Here is a 22,055-nt window from a genome sequence, read left to right on the forward strand (position 1 = left end):
AAGTGTAATATTACACTTTAATTGGAGGGGGAGGATAAATTGAAAAGCAGTAAAATAATAATTTCTGTAGTAATATACACAAGCTTACTAACGGTCTCTATACATACATATACAAAACAGCAAGCTCAACCTGTCATAGCGGATGCCGGACGGTTACTTCCGACAAAAGTTAAACGAATCGAAAGCGTTGAAGATGAAAAGAAATTACAACGAATGGTTCAGGGCACAAATACTTCAAATGAAAAGCTCTCTATTGCGGGATGCAGCATACGCAAGGTGGCCATACATATTATCCAAGTGGCACTGTTTTGGATATGAAAAGTTACAATAAAATATTGGAGTTCAATCCAAAGCAAAAAAGAATAAGAGTGCAAAGCGGTGCAACATGGAATGATATTCAAAAGGTGATTAATCCATATGGTCTTGCGATCCAAGTGATGCAATCGCAAAATATCTTTACGATAGGCGGTTCTTTAAGTGCAAATGTACATGGACGAGATATTCGGCATGATGCACTTATAGATACAGTTGATTCATTTCGGTTATTAATGGCAGACGGTAACATGAAAAATGTCAGTAGAAATGAAAATGCAGAGTTATTCTCTCTAGTAATAGGTGGATATGGTTTATTCGGGGTTATTTTAGATGTAACATTAACATTAACGGAAGATGAACTATATCAAATACGCACCAAGACGTTAGACTATCGTGAATATACTTCCTATTTTAAGAAGCATGTGGAAGGTGATGAAGGTGTGCGTATGCATTTAGCACGTATTTCTGTTGCACCAGATTCATTTTTACGTGAGATGTACGTGACAAATTATGTTCTCGCTACGGATCAAGAAAAGCGAGAGCGATATAGTACCTTAAAAGAAGAAACAAATGTTGCCCTGCCAAAGTTTTTTCTTGGGTTATCTAGATACAGTGACTGGGGAAAAACAATGTTTTGGAATACTCAAAAGAAATATTTTGAACATACGGATGGATCCTATGAAACTCGTAATAACGTCATGAGATCAGATAGTGCATTCATGGAATATGAAAATCCGAATCGTACAGAAATTTTACAAGAGTACTTTATTCCAGTTGATAACTTTTCTACCTATATAGATGATAGTGGATTTTTTAACGATTGGAACGATTTTTTATGTCGCTTCTATTCTATATATGATAAGTTGTATCGTACTTTGCCGAACAAACAACGAAACGACATATAACCGATAACATTTGCTTTCGGTTATATGTCGTTTATCATGGTTTAATTCACATTTAAGTGCTGTAAAAACAGCGTAGCTGATACGTAGCGCTTCGCTAATCTTTGTACATAAGCAGTATGAACTGATAACGTTGCAATAACAATTGCATTTCGAATGGCTTCGCGTTGTTCCTTGTTTATATGCTCAATTTCAGCCGCCAACTCATCGGCTTTTTCTTTAATTGTTTGTTCAATAGTATACATCGTATTATGCGAATTTAATTGAACGAAACCTTGTTGATTTAATTGTTCAAATAGAGAAGAGTAACAAACATATAATTGAATAGGATTAATTAAATCATCAGTGCGATCTGCAGGATCATTAACAATAAGCTTTAGTAACTTTCGAATGGATTCAAAATCGAGCGCTGTTTTTAAATCTTCTACAATAAATAATAAGGCCGCTTGTTCAATTGAATATTTTTTTCCCTTTTGCGGAGAGCCAATCATTTCTTTTATATCACGTTTCACCCAATTTTGAAGTGCTGTAATAGAAAAGTTAGTATTTTCAATTTGATTCCCTAGAGCTACAATTTCGTTTAATGAGAATCCAATATCCGTTTCTTCGATTTTAATCAGTTTTTCAAAAATAGGTGCTAATGCAGTTGTAATAATGGCTGTAAAACTTTGACCGCTTTCAATATCTTCTTTATGTGACTTTGCCCAGGCTTCTTGTAAAATTGCAAGAGGCTTTTTTGTATTCCATCCTCTAAGAGAAAGAAGGAGCATCCCCATTTCGCTTCGTGTGAGATGAAATGTTTCCATCTTTTCACCTCCAATAATATAAAGGTTCTTATGAACTTATATTATGCATTGTTCTATATAAAGTCAATTTTATTTTCACGATTGGTCTTGTAGTTAATCAAGTTAATAATTTTAATAAATAACTCTTGATTATTCTTAGAAAAGTTCATATAATAAGTTCATAAGAACTTTTTAATTAACTTTAAAAATCATCTATCTTTTTCATAAATTAAGAGAAGGGTAGATATTATATACATTTATAGAAGAAGGGGAATGAATAGTAAATGTTAAAAAAAATGGTTACAATATTGACAGCATTTATGTTTGTCTTTGCTGCTAGTAGTTTCGTTTCAGTAGATAGTGCTTACGCAAAAAGCTACAAATCTGGTAAAAAATCATATAGTCCAAGTTCAAGTCAAACACAAAAATCAAAAGTAGATTTGAATAAAAAAGATTCTAATGTAAATGCAAATAAAACAACAGATTCAAAAACAAAAGCAACAAATACGGCACCAAAAAGTAATAAAGGAAGCTTTATGAAAGGTCTTTTACTTGGTGGTCTTGGTGGTTTATTAATGGGAAGCTTATTTGCTAACATGGGAGCTCTTGGCTCTGTATTAGCATTTATGGTGAATATGCTAGTAATGGCTGGTATTATTATGCTAGCAGTTCGCGCATTCAAATATTTTAAAAACCAACGTAAGAAACAGGTGGAAGAAGCAGCATGGAAACGATAAAAATATCTGAACAAGAGCTGATTAACGCACTTTGTGTATATATTGCAGAAAAACGTCAAGTTGCCCCGGAACAAGTGTCGGTGGAACTGATGTACGATGACGATTATGGTTTCTCAGCTGAAGTAGAAGTAAACGGTCGTCAACAAATTTTAATTCAAGCAAATTTAATTGAGGCACTTCGCTTATGGCTTGATATGGAATATAACATTAATCCATTTGCGGCAAGATTACAGCTTGAATTACATGATGAAGAAGGTATTATCGCGTTTGCGAATTTAAATAACTCTTATGAGTAATATAAAATAGCTGTTGAGATGAACGATCTCGGCAGCTATTTTTTGTTTGTAAAAGAATATATATGTTTAGAAATCAAAAGGAATTTTCATAAAGGTGTTTTATTGTTATCTATAGACTGAATGAAATGATCTACTATTTTATTAAAACTGTCCGCTTCTTCTAAAAATGGACAATGACAGCTATTTTCAAAAATGATAAGCTGAGAGTTTTGAAGATGCTTGTGTAAATGTTCGCCTGCTGCAACAGAAATGAGCTTTTCTTCTCTGCCGAAACAAAGTAAAGTAGGGATCGTAATTTGAGTTAGGAAGCCTCGATAATCCACGACAGACTGGTCGAACAAAATAGCACTTGCGATAGACTCTGGGATCGTTGTCACTTCTTTTAATATCCACTCAAAATCATCTTCAGAAAGAGGATTTTTGAACATTAATGATATAAATTCTTTCAAGAAGTTAACTCGATTCATTTGCATTTCTCGCATAATATGAATAAGGGCTGGAAGATCAAAAGCCCCAATTGGAAAATCAGTCCATTTGAAATCAGAAGCTAGTTCATCTACGATAACAGAGGCTTTCACATTGCTTTCTCCAAATTGTTTTAAATATTCCCAAACAACAAATGCTCCCATAGACCAGCCAACTAAAACAACGTTCTCAAGAGATAATTTTTCGATAAATGCCTGTAGATCTCGAGCATAGTTTGCAATTGTATGCCCGGATTGAACGTGTGAAGAACGGCCATGGCTTCGTAAATCTAGTGAAATCGTGCGGTAATTTTCACTAAAATACGGTAGTTGTTTATGAAAAAAGCGACTGCTCATCCAAACTCCATGTACGAATATGATTGGGGTTCCTTTTCCTTGATCTTCAAAATATATATTCACATCATTATCAAGTTTTAAATAAGGCATGTACGTAAGCCTCCTTTTCACAGAAAAAATAAGTTTATATATTCGAAAATATGCTTTATTTTAGCTATGTATTCAAAGCTTCTTATATAAATCTGAAAATCCTCTTTTGTATTGGGTTATTTAAATAGAAAAATTTTATACATCAGTACAGAAATCTCTACTTTTTGCGTAAAACCAAAAGAAACTTTGATTATTTCTAAAAAAATTCGCCTAAAATATTGTCATATCTTGCCCTTTAAGATATCCTTTTGTAGAGAGGTGAAATCATGGAAAAAGTACTTATTTTCGGGCATAAAAACCCAGATACAGATGCAATTTGTTCTGCAATTGCATATGCAGAGTTAAAGAAAGAATTAGGAATGGATGCTGAGCCTGTTCGTTTAGGTGAAATCAGCGGAGAAACACAATTTGCTTTAGATCATTTTAAAGTAGAAGGACCACGATTTGTTGAGACAGTGGCAAACGAAGTGGACAATGTTATTTTAGTTGATCATAACGAACGTCAACAAAGTGCGAATGATATCGAGTCTGTTCGTGTATTAGAAGTAATCGATCATCATCGTATTGCTAACTTTGAAACGAGCGATCCTTTATATTACCGTTGTGAGCCTGTTGGTTGTACAGCTACAATTTTAAATAAAATGTACAAAGAAAACGGCGTTGCAGTTCGTAAAGAAGTTGCGGGATTAATGTTATCTGCAATCATTTCTGATTCTTTACTATTTAAATCTCCAACTTGCACAGATCAAGACGTAGCAGCAGCTCGTGAATTAGCGGAAATCGCTGGTGTAGATGCGGAAAACTACGGCTTAGAAATGTTAAAAGCTGGTGCAGACTTAAGCGGTAAAACAATGGAGCAATTAATTTCTCTTGATGCAAAAGAGTTCCAAATGGGCACTGCAAAAGTTGAAATCGCACAAGTAAACGCTGTTGATACAAATGACGTTCTTGTACACCAAGCAGAATTAGAAAAAGTAATTTCTGCAGTAGTTGAAGAAAAAGGTTTAGACCTATTCTTATTCGTTGTAACAGATATTTTAACAAACGACTCTGTTGGCCTTGCAATTGGTAAAGCAGCACAAGTTGTTGAGAAAGCATACAACGTAACGTTAGAAAACAACACAGCTACTTTAAAAGGTGTTGTTTCACGTAAAAAACAAATCGTTCCTGTATTAACAGAAACATTCCAAACTCTATAAGAGAAGCTTTGGATGAAAAGGAAAGAACAAGCAGATATACAGTCTACTTGTTCTTTTTTTGTTTTTAGGAAGTATGAAACTTCGGATATTAAGGCCTGTTATTTTAATGTTTCATATAGGAAAGATCGAAATTGAATAGGAAGAAAAGAAAAACCTGATATTTTTATCTGTGAATGGAAAATGCTATGATTTTATTGCTAACTATTTTGTCATGTCTTAAAAGTAATAATGAAAAAATGAAGCAGATTATATAGGATTGAAAGAGAAAAGAGGTAAGAAGGTAACAATGAAAAGACTATGCATAATTCCATGTGGGAAAAAGAAAATTTGGGATAAGTGCCCTGATATGGGGCCGACAGAAGCGAGAGAGGTGTACATTAGTCCATTCGGAAAAGCGTGCCAAGCGTATGCTTCTCAATTTTTTACACACTGGGTTATTTTATCCGCAAAGCATGGATTTTTACTGCCAACTGATATAGTGGAAGAAAACTATGATCTTGCTTTTAATTCGAAAAGTAGTGAGATTATTAGTATAGAACAACTAAAAAAACAGATGATGGAGAAAGACTTACTAGACTTTGATGAAATTGTTCTGCTTGCAGGCAAGAAGCATAAAAAAGTAGTGACAAAGTTATATCCGGAAGAGAGCATTTCTTATCCATTAGAAGGCTGTAAAGGAATTGGATATATGTTGCAGAGGCTGAAGAAGGCAGTTGAAAATCATACCGAGATTCAGTAAAAGGTAAAAGAATTTGATTTACGAGGAAGATTAATAATTAGTTATTGAAAAACAAAGGGGCATTGGGGATACCCCTTTGTTTTAAAGAGAGTTTTCATTAAGATCAAACTATATAAATCCATATTAATGTTCCAATACATATGTCACTGCTTTACAAAATACAATATGCCCGCTACTGGATTGCTCCTTTTGTTTAAAACATGGCATGTGGTAGAAAAAGGTCCTGACCGCTCCTATGCACGGTCAGTCGCTCGCGCTCTCCCATAAAAAGAAGAGCGGTTTTATATTTTATATATATATAAATGTTAGTTATAGTTTATTACTTGCTCCATAAGGTTTCTTATCTCTTTGACTGGTGGTTTTTTGTCGTATATATCAATATATGAAAAATTGTAATTTAAATTTCTAACAAAACCTTTTCCGATTTTTTCCTTTAGGAAAGGAAATACTTGTCCGGTGTAGTCTTCAAGAGATTTACAATAATATTTTTCATCTAAATAAATGCTATATTTACATGTTAGCTCTACTAGTGGGTTACCTTCAGAATTATATACATCTTTAGAGTCAAAAATGTCTATTAGTGCAAATCTATCATTAAGATAAACTTTTTTCTTCTTTTCAGGCTTATTAGAAAGAATAAAAGCGATACCTATTGCGTTAATCAATATATTGCCTCCTATAATTATAAAGTGAAACTTTAATTAGCCTTCACCAATCGGACTTTTACGGGCAGCACTTCTCCCAACTAATTTCTTTGCCTTTGCTGAATTTTAAGGTGGGGGGCTAACTGCCTATAAATGTGGTATAAAGAAAGATACTAATAAAATATATCGATATATGTTAAATGTAAAGGGGTAAGGTGGATTTTGAGAAGAATCTGTTAATTTTGTTGGAGAAGTAGAGAGGACAATGACTTTTAACTAATGATATAATGCTAATAGATGAAAGACTAAGAAAAGCAGGTGAATCTTTTTTGTTTACAAAAGCACAAGAACTTTTAGCTTCCTATTTTGGCTACTCGTCATTCCGTAGAGGGCAGGATGAAACAATTAAAAATATATTGGATGGAAAAGATACCGTTTGTATTATGCCAACAGGCGGCGGGAAATCTTTATGTTATCAAATTCCAGCATTAGTGTTAGAGGGAACAACATTAGTTATTTCTCCACTTATTTCTTTGATGAAAGATCAGGTTGATACCTTAACTCAAAATGGTATTCCGGCAACATATATTAACAGTTCTATTTCAATTACGGAAGCAAATCAGCGCATACAACTAGCGAAACAGGGGCATTATAAATTGTTATATATTGCACCAGAGCGCCTGGATTCAATTGATTTTATTGATCAACTTATTGATATGAAGATCCCATTAATTGCAATTGATGAAGCACACTGTATTTCACAATGGGGACATGATTTTCGTCCGAGTTATTTACATATTCATCGTGTACTTGATTATCTACCATTTCAGCCAATCGTACTTGCATTGACAGCAACAGCAACACCCCAAGTACGACAAGATATTTGCAGCACTTTAGGAATAGCAGAACAGAATACAATTATGACGACTTTTGAACGAGAAAATTTATCGTTTTCCGTTGTAAAGGGACAGGACCGTGATGCCTTTTTATCAGGATATATTCGTCAGAACAAAAAAGAAGCGGGAATTATTTATGCAGCGACGCGTAAAGTTGTTGATGGGCTGTATGAAAAATTAAATAAAGAAGACGTTTCTGTCGCGCGTTATCATGCTGGTATGAATGATAATGATCGAAATGAACAACAAGAACGGTTTTTACGAGACGAAGTAAATGTAATGATTGCGACGTCTGCGTTTGGTATGGGAATTGACAAATCGAACATTCGGTATGTGATTCATTATCAACTTCCAAAAAACATGGAAAGTTATTATCAAGAAGCAGGACGTGCTGGACGTGATGGGTTAGATAGTGAATGTATCTTGCTATATTCACCGCAAGATGTGCAAGTACAACGTTATTTAATTGACCAATCAACAGGAACGTCTCGATTTTCTAATGAACTAGAAAAACTGCAACATATGACAGATTATTGTCATACGGAGAATTGTTTACAATCATTCATTTTACAATATTTTGGCGAAGAGCCAAAACAGGATTGTGGCCGCTGCGGCAATTGTACAGACGATCGAAATAGTGTCGATGTTACAAAAGAAGCACAAATGGTACTGTCATGCATGATTCGAACAAATCAACGTTTCGGTAAGCAAATGATTGCACAAGTATTAACAGGATCAAAAAATAAAAAGGTAATGGAATTTAATTTCCACACATTACCAACATACGGACTGCTGTCAAATCAAAGTGTAAAAGAAGTGAGTGAGTTCATTGAGTTTTTAATCTCAGAAGAACTCATTGCAGTTGAACATGGCACGTATCCGACATTAAAAGTAACAGCAAAAGGAAAAGATGTTTTACTTTGGAACCAACCTATTTTCCAAAAAGAAAGAGTAGAAACAAAACAAATAGTGAAAGATCATCCACTATTCGAAGAGTTACGTCATGTGCGTAAAGAAATTGCCCAAGGCGAAGGAGTACCACCATTTGTTATTTTCTCTGATCAAACATTGCAAGATATGTGTGCAAAACTACCGAAAACACGAGAGGAAATGTTAGGAGTAAAAGGAATCGGGGAACATAAACTTGATAAGTATGGAAATATATTTTTGCAAGTTATCACAAATTTCATCGAACAGCATCCCGATATAGATGAGATGATTACAACAGAAGTGATAACAGAACGAAAACAGTCAAAAAAGGCAATGAAAAATTCTCATCATGCAACATATGAAATGTATGAACAAGGGAAAGAGCTTTTTCATATTGCTGAACTACGTGAGTTGTCTTTGCAAACTGTAGAAAATCATTTAATTCGTTGTTTTGATGAAGGAATGGAAGTAGATTGGCCAAGCTTTGTTCCGAAAGAATATAAATCTATGATTGCAACCGCAATTGAGAACGCTGATGGAGGACTGAAGGCAATAAAAGAACAACTTCCTGATTATATAAGTTATTTTATGATTCGCGCTTATTTACAAATGAAGAAATAGTAGTGTGATAGAAAGGGGTAATAACATGTATGAACCCTTTTTTCTTTACAAGTGATGACTGATTTGTATAAAGTAGAATTGATATTTGTTTTATATGTATTCTAATGTATCTAGATTTTTCGTATATTTAAGGAATGAGGGGAATTTGAAAGGGGAGTAAGGTATGAATAAACTAGTATTTAAACAATTTCAGATGACAAGAGGTTATTTTATTAAAAACGTAGAATCACTTTCGAAGGAAATAGTAAATGTGCAGCCAGACGGTTTTAACAACACGATTCAATGGCATATCGGCCATGTATTAACGGTTGCTGAACAGTTTATGCTTGGCTTTCCGTATAAAACGACTCATCTTCCTGCGAATTATATCGAATTATTTGGAAACGGTACAAAGCCGGCTGATTGGAAAGAGGATGTACCTACCGTAGATAAACTCATTATAGAGTTGAAAGATCAGTTAGTTCGTCTTCAACAAATTCCTGCTGAACGGTTAAATGAAACGCTGGAAAAACCATTTATGGGACTTGAAACTTTTGGAGAATTAACCGCCCTTACATTAATGCATGAAGCAAACCACTTAGGACAAATTCAAGCAATGAAGCGCATCATTGAACATACAGGAGTAAAGAATTAGTACGAAAAATAATTTAGTGACTTTCAAAAGGAGCTATTCTCAGAGAGATAGCTCCTTATTTAATAAATGATAAGGAATTGTTTATGTTATATAAACAATGAAATAAAAAAGGCGTATCCTGTTTATAGAATACGTCTTTTAATTATTCTTTTTTTGATAAGGTGATCCCTAAAAGAACAATTTCCTTCTTCAGCGTGGATTAAAGAGTTAGTATACATTTTTCTTAGTCCCCCTCTAAACACTTGACTTATCGGTTCTACATTTAATACAATTAATCTTCGACTGAAAATTTCAACGAATGGGAGGGAATTCCAAAATGAATGACATTTATGAACTAGAGTTAGAGAAATTAAATTGTACGCTTTCGAAAATTAATCACCAATTGGAGAAACTAGAGAGTATCCCAGTTTATCATGGAGAAAATTTTACAGAACAAGTGCTTGAAACGATGCGAGAATCAAGTCGTCAAAAATTTCGAATTGCCAGTGAAGAACCTTATTTTGGACGATTAGATTTTCAGGAAGAAGGCAATGCGCAGCCAGCACCTATTTATATTGGTAAAGTTGGTGCCTCTGATGAAGAAACGCAGCAACCAATCGTTGTTGATTGGCGGGCGCCTGTTGCCAGTATGTTTTATTCATTTACAGGAGGAGAAGATGCAGCTTTTTATGATTCTCCAGAAGGAATCGTTGAAGGAATTGTTCACTTAAAACGCAACATTGCTGTTAGGAATCAAACACTCGAACGTGTTGTAGATACATATGTAAGGGGAAGCGAGGATCTCTCACTAGCAGATGATTTTCTTCTCTATCGTTTAGGGGAAAATAAAGATAACAAATTAAAGGATATTGTTTCAACAATCCAAGCAGAACAAAATGATATTATCCGTGCTGAAAAAAATGTTCCTCTTATTATTCAAGGTGTTGCAGGGAGTGGAAAAACAACGATTGCTTTGCATCGTCTTGCCTTTTTAATTTATCAATACCAAGAGCAGCTCAAGGCTGAGAAAATGATCGTTTTTGCACCGAACAGTATATTTCTCGATTATATTTCCAGTGTTTTACCAGAACTTGGTGTTGGTGATATTCATCAAACTACGTTTCAAGATTGGGCATTACATACTTTAGAAAATAGTGTTTTTGTAAAGAATACTGATACACAACTTCAACAAGCATTCTCCATTCATAAAAACAAACATGAGATCATGGCTGGAAAATTAAAAGGATCAATTGAGTTTCAACTATTTATTAAGCAAGGTTTGTCCAACTATGAGAAAAGTATAGAGCTAACGAAAGATTTTGAACCTTGGGATGGTTCCGTATTACAAGGAAAGGTAATTCAGCAATGGTTTGAAACAGAATATAAACACTATCCAGTTGGAAAGCGAAGAGAGCGAATCGTAGCTCGTATGAAGCGTTGGATTGAGATGGAACTTAAGGTGGTTTCAGACGCAAATAAAAAGAAACAACTTAAAAAACAAGCAACGCAAAGACTGAACAGTTATTTAAAGTGTTGGTCGAAGATGACTGCATTATCTTTTTACAGTATGCTAATGAAGCAAGATGATATTTTAAGTGTGTTGCCAGCTGAACTCGTACAAGAAACAGCAAAAAACTGCCGAAAAAAAGAAGTGGCACTAGAAGATTTAGCACCGCTCATTTATATTCATCACTATTTAGAAGGCATGAAGATTGGGCAGAAATTTCATCATGTTGTAATTGATGAAGCGCAAGATTTCTCACCATTTCAACTTTCCATTTTAAAAGAAATAACGCTTGGTAATTCTTTTACTATTTTAGGTGATTTATCACAAGCTATTCATGAGTATCAAGGTATTGATGATTGGAAACAGTTTCAAGATGTATTTGATCACAATGCACAGTACTTTGAGTTAACAAGAAGTTATCGCTCAACAAAAGAAATTATTTATTTTGCAAATGAAGTAATTCAAAATGCAAATATTCCAGTAGGTCTTGCTAATCCTGTATTTCGCAGCGGTGAAAATGTAAAAGTCGTCTCAACAAATAATCAATTGCAATCTATTTTATCTACTGTAAAGACTTTACGAGAACAAAATGTAAAAACGATTGCGATTATCGGACGTACAGAGGAAGAGTGCCATGAGATATACGGAAAACTCGCTGAAGCTGGTATTTCTACAAATATAATAGAAGCTAATCAAAGCAAATATGAAGGCGGCATTTCAGTCGTTCCTGTTTATTTAGCGAAAGGATTAGAATTCGATGCAGTATTATTAATGGATGTAGATGCAACACATTATAAACAAACAAAACAAGATGCGAAATTGTTATATGTCGGGTGTACTCGCTCCCTACATGATTTATGGATATTTTATACGGGGACATGTTCACCTTTAATTCAACAAATTCCAAAAGAGTTGTACGAAGAAAGGATAGATGATTAATTAAGAAGAAAATGAAAGTAAAAGCTATAACTCTGAAAGCATACTATGTTCAATGGTACTTTTAGGGTTATAGCTATTTTTTATGAGTTGTTCGTTTCGATAATAACATTAATAATATGTTTACTCAGCTGGTCTTGGTCCTGCATCCATTCCTGAGTTCTCTACTGTTAAAACGGGACGAACTTTCATATTTGCATTTACGTATACTTGACATGATAGACGTAAGTAATCCTCTACACCTTTTTCCGCAATTGCATATTTTTCAATCTTACCAGGTTCACAAAAATCACCATCTAATATTTCCACGCGGCAAGTTGTACATTTTGCTTTTTCGCCGCAGCGATGAAGAATGTTTACACCATTATCTTCTAGCGCCAACACTAATTTTGTTCCTGATTCTACTTCAAAAGTTCCTCTTCCTGGAACGGTTAATTTTGGCATTTTATACTCTCCTTCTATAAAATATGAATAAGATAATTATCACCTTGCCCTATAAAAGGTAAACATAAAAGCAACGATATTTCCAAAATAAAAAACTTATTATAAAATTTTTTGACTCCCGTAACTTTTTTCTTTATTGAATCGTTTATTAAATAAGCGCGCTTAAAAGGAGTGATCACTTTGAATACGAAAAGAAAGTTGATTTTACAACCTAATTCAGAAATTCAACAATCAAATAGATCTATTATTATTAAACATTACGCAGAGCTAAAGCGTTATTGTACATTTTTAACGAAAAATAGATGGGATGGAGAAGATCTTGCACAAGAAACGGTATGTAAAGTGTTAAAAAAATATACGGATACGGAATGGAAGCAAAGTATTTGTTTAACGTTGCTGTACAAAGTAGCCCGCAATCAATGGCTGGATCAAATGCGAACAAAAGCATATGAAACAGAAAGCGATAAAGAAGCTTCTTATGAACCGCATGAAAATGTTGCTGAATTATATGATTTAATCGAAACGATACTATCTTGTTTAAATGAAATGCAAACTGTCATTTTCTTATTAAAGGATGTGTTTGAATATAGCTTAGCTGATATTGCAGCTATTACTTCTATGTCAGAAGGAGCAGTAAAAGCTTCCTTATTTCGAACACGTAACAAACTGAAAACGATAAAAGAAGAGGAACGTTTTGTAATTTCAAAAGACATGGAAGAAGATATGGAAATACTCGTAAAAGCGGTTCGGCAACAAAGGCCAGAGTTATTAGTAAAACTCATGCCAACACTGCAATTTTCAAAAATCTCACAACAACAACCATTACTTTTACTACACAAAAGATCTTCTTACAATTGTTTCTCATGTGCTGCTTAAACTAAAATGGTGGAGGGGTTTTTCATGAATACGATTCCTTATGTGATAGAACAAACGAAACTTGGTGAACGTTCGTATGATATTTATTCCCGGTTATTAAAGGATAGAATTATTATGATTGGGCAAGAAATTAATGATCAAGTTGCCAGTAGTGTTGTAGCACAGTTATTATTCTTAACGGCAGAAGATGCAGAGAAGGATATATCTATTTATATTAACAGTCCTGGCGGTTCAACTTCTGCGGGGTTTGCTATTTTAGATACGATGAATTATATTAAGCCGGACGTGCAAACCATTTGTATCGGTTTAGCTGCTTCGTTCGGAGCATTATTGTTACTATCGGGAGCAGAAGGGAAGCGATTTGCTTTGCCAAATAGCGAAATTATGATACATCAGCCACTCGGCGGAACACAAGGGCAAGCAACTGAAATTGAGATTTCAGCAAGACGGATTTTGAAATTAAAAGAACATATCAATCAAATTATTGCCGATAAAACAGGACAGCCAGTTGAGAAAGTAGCAAAAGATACAGAACGGGATTACTTTATGAGCGCAGAAGAGGCGAAAACATATGGTATTGTAGATGGGATTATCGGTTAACATTGAAAAGAGGTTATTGAAGCATATTGTTCAATAACCTCTTTTTGAATGATAAACAATTGAATTTTCTCAATTCATGGAATAAAATGAAAATATTATATATTTTTCCTTATTAATATATAAAATACATATTGTTTAAGGGGTTACAATGCAAAGAAAAAGATTAAGAGATTTAGATATTCGTATTGGAAAATTGAAACCAGGAACATTTAATGCAATTACAGATGTAGAAGGTGTTATCGTCGGTCACAAAACAATTTTAGATAAAGATGTTTGTTCTGGACTTACCGTTATTCTACCTAACAACGGGAATCTAGCTGGATCGCATTTTCCAGCAGGCTTTTTCTCTTTTAATGGAACGGGTGAATTCACAGGAAGTCATTGGATTGATGAAACAGGTACTTTAGTAACTCCGATTGTTTTTACAAGCAGTCATTTGCTTGGATTAGCACATCATTTTCTTTCACGTGCTACAAGAAGAATTGAAAATTTAGAGCCTTTCTCAAATGGAATAGTAGCAGAGACGTGGGATGGATGGTTAAGTGATTTAGAAAAAACATCTATGACATATGAGGATTTAGAAGAAGCGATTTCCCGTGCCGAATCTGGCGTAATCGAAGAAGGAAATGTCGGCGGTGGTACAGGAATGATTTGTTTTGAATTTAAAGGCGGTATCGGTACTTCTTCTCGCGTTATTGAATGTGAATCAGGGACTTATACAGTGGGTGCTCTTGTACAAACCAATTTTGGCAGAAGAGAAGATTTTGTTCTTAATCATAGACCCGTTGGTAGTATCTTAAATGAAACGGAAGTACCATTACCATGGAGCACTCCGGAAAATGCAGGCTCTCTTCTCGTTACAATAGCAACGGATGCGCCGTTATTACCTTCACAATGTGAAAGAATATCAAAAAGAGCATCGCTAGCAATGGCTAAATTAGGTGGTATTGGTGAAGAAGGTAGTGGAGATTTCTTCCTAACTTTTTCAACGGGGAATTGCTATTCTTATGATAATGAAACTCCTTATCCTATCAATATGTTTCCATCAGAACAGTTAGATTTTATTTTTGAAGCAGCGATTGAATCTGTTCAAGAAGCAATTGTTAATTCTATGTGTATGGCAGAAACGATAACAGGACAAAAAGAGAGACAAGTACATGCATTGCCGTTAGACAAGTTAGTAGAAATCTTAAAATCTTAAATTGAGAAATGTATTGTCATCGACAGGGGGACTTTATGTTCTATAGAAGAAAATTTTATATTGTAAAAAGCGCGTTTGTTGAGATTTTTAACACTCATTTTAATGAAACGAACTTGCCTAATCAATTAAAATATGGTTCGCGGCTAATAGAGCGATGGATAAAGGATAATGGTGATGATACCGTTGAAATTTTCGCTATATGGGAATATGACAATTATGAGGATTATGTAGAAATTGAATCCAAAATTAGAAGTGATCAGGCTCATCTTAAACGGATTCATGATTGGTACGAAAAACACGGCGGAAGAGAGCATGTGTTAAAGGAGTATATATTGGAGATGAGAAACGAAGCTTTAGAATCAACTGTAACGGGAACTAAATCACATATGAATAAGTAATTTTAAGTATTCTTTTTTTATTAAAAAGACACAATTGTTCAAACTTGATCGATTTTTGTTATGAGTATACAAATAGGGGGAGTGTGTATGTTTTCTCACGATCAAAATTGCTTTATTTGTAAGAAACATGAAGGAAGTATATCTGTGCCAGGTGGTGTCATTTACGAAGATGACTTTGTCTATGTTGGACATGTGTATTGGGAGGAAGAGGAAACCTATTTAGGCTATTTGATGATTGATACGAAAAGACATACACCAGGATTGGCGGAATTAAATGAAAAAGAAGCGCAAGCATTCGGGCTCATTGTTAGTAGAGTAAGCCGTGCTTTAAAAGAATGCGAAGGTGCAGAACATATTTATGCATTTGTATCTGGAAATGGTGTACCACATATGCATATGCATCTTATCCCGCGCTATCCGAACACGCCGAAAGAATTTTGGTCTCCAACAAAAATTGCAACATGGCCAGGGGCGCCTTTAGGAAGAGAAAAAGAAATCGAACAATTATGTGAAAGGATTAAAATGTATTTGGTGAATGAATATGAATATAACGGATAAACCTCAGCAGTTTTCATGGATAGGAAATGAAGAAATGTGCATCGATCAAGTGAAAATTGATCAATGCGGCGATGTAATCATCGGAAGATATGGCGGAAACAAAACTGCTGGTGCTAAAAAGAACGAAGACGGAGCATTAGTGTGGGCCCATGATGACTGGGAACTCGCTATGATTTTAGATGCTCATTATAGCGCGGAAAGTTCAGCATTATTAGTAAAAACGATGCAAAATGAGTTTTCTAATCTAAAAGTTTTGTTAGATGAATCGGTAGAAAAGGTATTTAAATCTGTGGAAAGACATATATTATCTATTTTTCAATCTGAATCATTTCAACAATCTTGTCAACGTATAAAAGGAGAGACGGCTTGTTTAATTTGTGTACGAAAAGCAAATTATCTCTGGTGGTTATCTGTTGGCGACTGTTTAGTCTATCTTCTGCAGGATGAATTACATAAATTAGGTCAGTATACTTTGAATCAACGAAACTTCTATGAATGGATTGGCTTTATTAATACATTTTCATTACCAGTTCCTTGTTATTCATCTGGAGTTCGAGAATTGCGCACAGGACATAACCGTATTGTAATGGTGACAGATGGTCTATTAGAATGCGGCGAACAATATTATGAAAAACCATGCAACTTATATACTGATCTCTATACAGATAAAGAGACTATACAGCTAACGGATTGTATTGAAAAAGTATTACAGCATGTACATGAGCAGCATGGAAGAGATAGTGCGACTATTATAAGCTGGGATTATATTAATTCTTTCCCTTCTACTTATCCTAGCGATCAAATATTTCAAAAGTAAAGCTTAATACTTGCAAAGAAGGAGGGTAACATGGATTTAGAAATTGTTTTTGAAGAATTTCCGATATTGGAATCTACGAATTTAGTATTAAAGAAAATTGAAGATGTTCATTTACAGGAACTATATGCAATCTATAGTAACGATAAAGTATTTGAATACTGCGGAATTATACCGAAGCATAATATAAAGACGGTAAGTAAAATGATTCAACACTTTGAGAGAGACTATGACAAGCAAAGTAGAATTAAATGGGGAATTTTCCAAAAGAATAAAAGCGATACATTAGTTGGAATTATTGAAGCATTGGATTTTAATCGCAAGGTAAATATGGCCACAATCGGATACTTTTTAGCGGAAGAATACTGGGGGAAAGGGATTGCGTCTGAGGCGGTTCAAGCAGTTGTGAAATTTTTATTTGAGGATGTCCATATAAATAGAATACAAGCTGAAGTAATGCCAGCAAATGATATATCAAAGAAGGTGCTTTTAAAGAACGGATTCATAAAAGAAGGATTATTAAGACAAGCTACATTATGGTCTGGGAAGGGAATTGTTGATTTAGAAATTTATAGTGTTCTACAAGAGGATTATAAATGATATAGACATATTTATAATCATTCAATTAAACAATGAATGACCCTTTTTCATAAAGTTAACTAGATAAATTCATTTTGAGGGGGAAAAGATAGGTTGTTACTTTCATAGATTGTTTAGAAAGAATAATATTTTTTTGTATTTAGGGGTAGTGAAAATTCTTAAGTTGATGGGCATGCGGTACTACCCCTACTAATTAAATCTGGATGTATTCGGCAATTACAACATTTCGATATACCCTTCTGTTCCATGCACGCGAATTCGTTGCCCGTCTTTTATCAGTTTGGTAGCATTCTCCACTCCGACAACTGCTGGTAAGCCATATTCCCGTGCGATAACTGCTCCATGGGTCATCAGTCCACCAATTTCAGTGACTAGACCTCTTATGGATACAAATAATGGTGTCCAGCCAGGGTCAGTAAAGGAGGTGACTAATATATCTCCATCTTCTAAATCAGCATCTTCCATGTTTAAGATGACACGTGCTCGCCCCTCTATAACTCCGGAAGAAACAGGCAGACCTAAAATCGCTTCGGCTGGGAGATTTTCTCGTTTGTACTCACCCGCAATAATTTCACCATCAGACGTGATAACACGTGGGGGAGTTAGTTTTTCATATAATTTGTACTCGTCTTTTCGTTTGCTGATGATCTGGTAATCCAGTTTGTTTGTACGTACGACTTCGTGAAGTTCTTCAAAAGTGAGATAGTATATATCTTCTTTTTCATGAATAACGCTGGCTTGTATGAGTTGTTCGGCTTCTTTCAGTAAAGCCTGCTTATAAACGAAGTAGCGATTAATCATACCATATTTTGGATATTCACGATAACCTATGAAATTCCGTATTAGGCCGATCATTCGTTTTGTCTCTTTGGCTTTTCGTTTACCATCCGGTAATTGCTTCAATCGATCTAATAACTCTTGTTCTTTTTTCAAAGCTTCCTGTCGCCCTTGCTCAAATTTCCGATTTCCAGAATTAGGCTCAAATTCTTTGATGTTATTGAGAATCATTTGGACAAGTGTAGTGGGTTTTTCACTCCAACGAGTTTTCGTAATATCGATTTCTCCAGCACATCGCATTCCGTATTTGTTGAGATAAGCATAGATGGCGTCTTGGGTTTCCTGTCCACCATCAAACTTAACCAGTTCATCCAAAAAGTTATCATCTTTTACATGTTGTAAATAATCAATTACTTCTGGATAAGGACGAACCACATCTGCAACATCCAATAGCGCCAGACCCATTTCTGAAGTAATATTGTTTGGTACAGATAGAGAAAGTGTGTCTGCTACGTTTTTTTCACCTAACCACTTGTTCATTTTTTCATTGATCCATGTTGAAGCATCCATAGCAGCCATAATCACACCCAAACTTTGTGGGTCAAATAAAATCTTCTTTAATTTCTGGATATCTTCTAGAACAAAATCAAATAAATCTGATCCTGATTTCGTTTGGATGTTTTGTTTTAACTCTTCTATCGATATTTGACTACTCGTAATCAAATTAGAAACGATTGTCGGATCGTTTTCGATTTTTGCTTGAAAACCTGAAGACGATATACCTTTATTGCTCTTACTGGGACTCGGTACTTTTTTATCATCTGGTGACGATTTTATAAAATCTTCTCGCTCTATTATAGTCATGAGTGCGTCTTTTATGAGCGGATCGGATTGTCCCAATGTATCTATTATCGTTTTTCTGCTGACAGGCGAAGCCAGATTATGCGTGATATCAACAAATAACCTTCCACCAGCTTTAAACCTGGGTCCAAAAGATGTTAACTGGAATAAAGACATTCCCAGTGGTTTCAAGGGGTCGGTCATCATTTGTTGATGACCAACAGATACATAAACGTGATTTTCCTGATCATTTGCTTCAGGGATAGGGTATAAAGTCGTGATTGGACGACTCTGGACAATATAAAATGTATCATCAACTAAACACCATTCGATATCTTGTGGGCAACCAAAATAAGCTTCGATCTGTCTTCCTGTGCGTGCTAGTTGTAAAATTTGTTGTTCAGTAAGTGTTTGAGTCTTTTGCTGCTCAGGATCGATCTGCTTTGTCTCTGTTCCGCCTTCTTTTAGTCCATAGATAGCCAATTTTTTAGTTGCTATCATCTTCTCGACGATTTCCTCTTCCTGTACTTTATAACAATCAGCGGATACCAAGCCAGAGACCAGTGCTTCTCCAAGCCCATAACTGGCATCGATTGATAGCAGCTTTCGGTTAGAAGTAATCGGATCAGCGGTAAATAAAATCCCTGAAACTTGCGGGAAAACCATCCTTTGAACGATAACGGATAAATAAACTTGACTGTGGTCAAATCCATTTTGCATACGGTAGATTACCGCTCGATACGTAAATAGGGAAGCCCAACATTTGCTGATATGCTGCATGATTGCTTCTTTGCCGATGATATTTAAATAGGTGTCTTGTTGACCAGCAAAAGAGGCATGTGGTAAATCTTCAGCAGTCGCACTAGAACGCACTGCATAAGCATGTTCATCACCGAACTTGGAGAGATAGTGAGTAACTGCTTTCACAACATCAGAAGGAATTTCCACTTCCATAATGATTTGTCGAATCTTCCTGCTGATTTCACCAATTTGATCTCGATCTTCTAATTTTAGCATTGTTAGTCGATCCAACAAAGCATGATACGTTTCGTTTTGTTCGATGGCTTTTTGATATCCCACTGTTGTAACACAAAATCCTTCTGGTACTTGTATTCCTTCAATTTTTGATAATTCTCCTAAATTTAACCCTTTTCCGCCAACGAGCAAAAGCTGCGTTTTTTCCATTTCCTGAAAACCGAGAACCAAAGAACTCATTCTACATCTCTCCTAACCATTAATGTTTTATTGATTTTAGCAGTAGTAAATGAGAATAAAAAGTCTATATTAACCATTTTTTAAATGCTAGAATTAATTTAGGAAGAGTTCAAAAAATAGCTAAACCTTACCATACAGTAGGAAACTGACTTCTTCGTCTCGCCTGTAATCGATAGGTATGGAATAACCAAAGAAAACTGTTTTTTGTCCAAAATTGGGATAAGTCTTGATAATGTACGATTTTTTACTTTTGGTGATGTGACCCCATCGCTATCAAGCTAAGCTCATACAACGTTAATTATTATAGAGGTTGTTTCTTTTTTATAAAGATTATGTGTAGAGAATTTAAAGATTTGCATACGAAATAAACCCTATCGGGTTTCATTTTTTTGAATTAAGCCGCTTGATTATCAGACGTGGTACAATTGTAAACGACACCTAATATATCAAAGACTGTTTTCTTCTCATATCGATGAGATTTTCGCCCATTTTGCTGTAGGAGGTTGAACAGGCGAATTAGAATCTTTGATAGCTCTTGGGTGTCTTTCTGTATAGCTTGGAATAGAAGAAAAAAATAGTCTTTAATCATATAAATAGCTTTATATTCACTCAATTCTTGTTTCTTCTTCTTCATAAGAAGTAACTTCCGCATTTGAAACATAATAGAAGAACAGAGTAGAATGGCAATCAGTTGCCCATACAAATGGCATTCTAATCGTTCTTGTTTTATCTTTTTACAATGATGAATGCAAAAGAATGATTTCCACGTTTTAAATAAAATTTCGATTTGCCAACGTAAAGAATACCAATCATGTACTTGTTCCATTGGTACAACATCTGTAGAAGTGTTTGTCATATATACATTGATACCACTGAGTCGTTTACTATGAGGAGAATACTTCATTCCTTTCTTTTTTTCTCTTACGGTTTGATCTTGTAGTCGTTTTTCTTGTTGTTCTTTTGTTAGTCGATGAACAATCACACGAGTTTGTACCTTATCCTTCATTCCTACATAAGCGTTGGATATTTCACATGTTTGTCCTGGCAGAAGAGAGTTCATTAAATCCTCCATATCTATTTGTATATACTCTGTACCTTTCTTGATTCTTCCATCTTTAAAATAATCAGGATTGGGATTTTTTTGATAAATACGTGTATTCGACTGGATACGAGAGATATAGTAAGCCTTTTTATCCTGTATATGTTGAAGATCTTTCAGATGAAAATATCCTAAACCTCGGATACATAAATCATTCGCTGTCACAGTTGGGACACACAGAGAACCGTAGGTTCGATCATGTTGTTTACCTGAACCGGTATGAATATGCAGGAATCGTCCACTTAATAAATCATATTCAAGCTGAATTTTCACCCCCGCTGTATGGCTGCAGCCTCCTGCACCTGGATAAACGAATGAAAAGGAATCTGGGAGCTGAAATGCAGTTGAATCTAAAATACGAATACGCTTAAAAACAGAAGTATATGGAGAAGAAATCGGTATAGATGAGGCCAATTTTTGGTTTAATAGTTCAGCTAATATGTGTTGCAAAAATTGGACGGCCGCTTTATTAAACCGTTGATTCAATCCCTCAGGACTGATGAGCACTTCTGTTGATGCTTCTAAACAGCTAGATAACTGAGTTAAAGAAGTCGTAGCGACATTTTGGCTCATCCATACACATAAAGCAACTAAATCTTTTG

At 34.9% G+C, this 22,055-nt stretch carries 20 protein-coding genes and 1 pseudogene; 15 read left to right on the forward strand and 6 right to left on the reverse strand.

What is annotated here, in order from left to right; translation table 11 throughout:
* Positions 1-39 precede the first annotated feature (39 nt).
* Positions 40-1,118, forward strand: a pseudogene (locus V7024_RS19475) (FAD-binding oxidoreductase); the annotation flags it as partial.
* A gap of 143 nt (positions 1,119-1,261) precedes the next feature.
* Here the strand turns inward: V7024_RS19475 and V7024_RS19480 are convergent.
* Complete coding sequence (locus V7024_RS19480) at positions 1,262-2,023, reverse strand: DUF1836 domain-containing protein (RefSeq protein ID WP_335522902.1); 762 nt, start codon at positions 2,021-2,023, stop codon at positions 1,262-1,264.
* 263 nt (positions 2,024-2,286) lie between these two features.
* On the opposite strand from V7024_RS19480, the gene V7024_RS19485 reads away from it, so the two are divergent.
* Together V7024_RS19485 and V7024_RS19490 are read left to right on the forward strand one after the other, a co-directional pair.
* A complete protein-coding gene (locus V7024_RS19485) occupies positions 2,287-2,739 on the forward strand; it encodes a hypothetical protein (RefSeq protein ID WP_335522904.1) in 453 nt (150 codons plus the stop codon).
* Complete coding sequence (locus tag V7024_RS19490) at positions 2,727-3,035, forward strand: YxcD family protein (protein ID WP_098917784.1); 309 nt, start codon at positions 2,727-2,729, stop codon at positions 3,033-3,035. The genes V7024_RS19485 and V7024_RS19490 overlap by 13 nt, the downstream gene beginning before the upstream one ends.
* An 86-nt stretch (positions 3,036-3,121) precedes the next feature.
* Here the strand turns inward: V7024_RS19490 and V7024_RS19495 are convergent, their stop codons facing one another.
* Positions 3,122-3,946 (reverse strand): alpha/beta fold hydrolase, encoded by an 825-nt coding sequence (locus V7024_RS19495; RefSeq protein ID WP_335522906.1) that lies wholly within the window; start codon positions 3,944-3,946, stop codon positions 3,122-3,124.
* Positions 3,947-4,212: 266 nt separating this feature from the next.
* Between V7024_RS19495 and ppaC the strand changes: the two genes are divergently transcribed.
* A complete protein-coding gene (gene ppaC / locus V7024_RS19500; RefSeq protein ID WP_335522908.1) occupies positions 4,213-5,145 on the forward strand; it encodes a manganese-dependent inorganic pyrophosphatase in 933 nt (310 codons plus the stop codon).
* Between the two features lie 286 nt (positions 5,146-5,431).
* Positions 5,432-5,884: a DUF6884 domain-containing protein gene (locus V7024_RS19505; protein ID WP_335522911.1), complete on the forward strand. Its 453-nt coding sequence runs from the start codon at positions 5,432-5,434 to the stop codon at positions 5,882-5,884.
* A gap of 305 nt (positions 5,885-6,189) precedes the next feature.
* Here the strand turns inward: V7024_RS19505 and V7024_RS19510 are convergent, their stop codons facing one another.
* Positions 6,190-6,549: a cytoplasmic protein gene (locus V7024_RS19510; protein ID WP_335522914.1), complete on the reverse strand. Its 360-nt coding sequence runs from the start codon at positions 6,547-6,549 to the stop codon at positions 6,190-6,192.
* 308 nt (positions 6,550-6,857) lie between these two features.
* Here V7024_RS19510 and recQ point away from each other — a divergent pair, with 308 nt between their 5' ends.
* From recQ to V7024_RS19525, 3 genes are all read left to right on the forward strand, one after another.
* Positions 6,858-8,975, forward strand: coding sequence for a DNA helicase RecQ (recQ, locus tag V7024_RS19515; RefSeq protein ID WP_335522916.1), 2,118 nt, complete (start codon positions 6,858-6,860; stop codon positions 8,973-8,975).
* A 163-nt stretch (positions 8,976-9,138) separates the two neighbouring features.
* The gene (locus tag V7024_RS19520) at positions 9,139-9,609 is read left to right on the forward strand and encodes a DinB family protein (RefSeq protein WP_335522918.1); all 471 of its coding nucleotides are present in this window, start codon (positions 9,139-9,141) and stop codon (positions 9,607-9,609) included.
* Between the two features lie 316 nt (positions 9,610-9,925).
* Positions 9,926-12,034 (forward strand): HelD family protein, encoded by a 2,109-nt coding sequence (locus V7024_RS19525; RefSeq protein ID WP_335522920.1) that lies wholly within the window; start codon positions 9,926-9,928, stop codon positions 12,032-12,034.
* A 120-nt stretch (positions 12,035-12,154) separates the two neighbouring features.
* Here V7024_RS19525 and V7024_RS19530 read toward each other — a convergent pair whose 3' ends face one another.
* Positions 12,155-12,475: a 2Fe-2S iron-sulfur cluster-binding protein gene (locus V7024_RS19530; RefSeq protein ID WP_335522922.1), complete on the reverse strand. Its 321-nt coding sequence runs from the start codon at positions 12,473-12,475 to the stop codon at positions 12,155-12,157.
* A gap of 180 nt (positions 12,476-12,655) precedes the next feature.
* Here V7024_RS19530 and V7024_RS19535 point away from each other — a divergent pair, with 180 nt between their 5' ends.
* The 7 genes from V7024_RS19535 (at position 12,656) to V7024_RS19565 (ending at position 17,522) form a co-directional block, all read left to right on the forward strand.
* Positions 12,656-13,351 carry an RNA polymerase subunit sigma-70 gene (locus tag V7024_RS19535; protein WP_335522925.1) on the forward strand — a complete coding sequence of 232 codons (696 nt, stop codon included), beginning with the start codon at positions 12,656-12,658 and terminating at the stop codon, positions 13,349-13,351.
* A gap of 24 nt (positions 13,352-13,375) precedes the next feature.
* Positions 13,376-13,951 (forward strand): ATP-dependent Clp endopeptidase proteolytic subunit ClpP, encoded by a 576-nt coding sequence (gene clpP, locus V7024_RS19540; RefSeq protein ID WP_335522927.1) that lies wholly within the window; start codon positions 13,376-13,378, stop codon positions 13,949-13,951.
* 148 nt (positions 13,952-14,099) lie between these two features.
* Positions 14,100-15,152: a P1 family peptidase gene (locus tag V7024_RS19545; protein WP_335522929.1), complete on the forward strand. Its 1,053-nt coding sequence runs from the start codon at positions 14,100-14,102 to the stop codon at positions 15,150-15,152.
* Positions 15,153-15,187: 35 nt separating this feature from the next.
* Positions 15,188-15,550, forward strand: a complete 363-nt coding sequence (locus tag V7024_RS19550) for an NIPSNAP family protein (protein WP_335522931.1) — start codon at positions 15,188-15,190, stop codon at positions 15,548-15,550.
* Positions 15,551-15,637: 87 nt separating this feature from the next.
* On the forward strand, positions 15,638-16,108 hold the full coding sequence (locus V7024_RS19555; RefSeq protein WP_335522933.1) for an HIT family protein: 471 nt from the start codon (positions 15,638-15,640) through the stop codon (positions 16,106-16,108).
* Complete coding sequence (locus tag V7024_RS19560) at positions 16,086-16,925, forward strand: protein phosphatase 2C domain-containing protein (protein WP_335522935.1); 840 nt, start codon at positions 16,086-16,088, stop codon at positions 16,923-16,925. Before V7024_RS19555 ends, V7024_RS19560 begins: the two co-directional genes overlap by 23 nt.
* A 30-nt stretch (positions 16,926-16,955) precedes the next feature.
* Entirely contained in the window at positions 16,956-17,522 is a 567-nt protein-coding gene (locus V7024_RS19565; protein WP_335522938.1) for a GNAT family N-acetyltransferase, read from the forward strand.
* Between the two features lie 216 nt (positions 17,523-17,738).
* Here the strand turns inward: V7024_RS19565 and ppsA are convergent, their stop codons facing one another.
* Together ppsA and V7024_RS19575 are read right to left on the reverse strand one after the other, a co-directional pair.
* Entirely contained in the window at positions 17,739-20,354 is a 2,616-nt protein-coding gene (gene ppsA / locus V7024_RS19570; RefSeq protein WP_335522940.1) for a phosphoenolpyruvate synthase, read from the reverse strand.
* Positions 20,355-20,748: 394 nt separating this feature from the next.
* The coding region (locus V7024_RS19575) for an IS4 family transposase (RefSeq protein WP_335522942.1) at positions 20,749-22,055 on the reverse strand (1,307 nt) is incomplete at its 5' end.

Source organism: Bacillus sp. JJ864 (assembly GCF_036963045.1).
Classification (GTDB): Bacteria; Bacillota; Bacilli; order Bacillales; family Bacillaceae_G; genus Bacillus_A; species Bacillus_A pseudomycoides_C.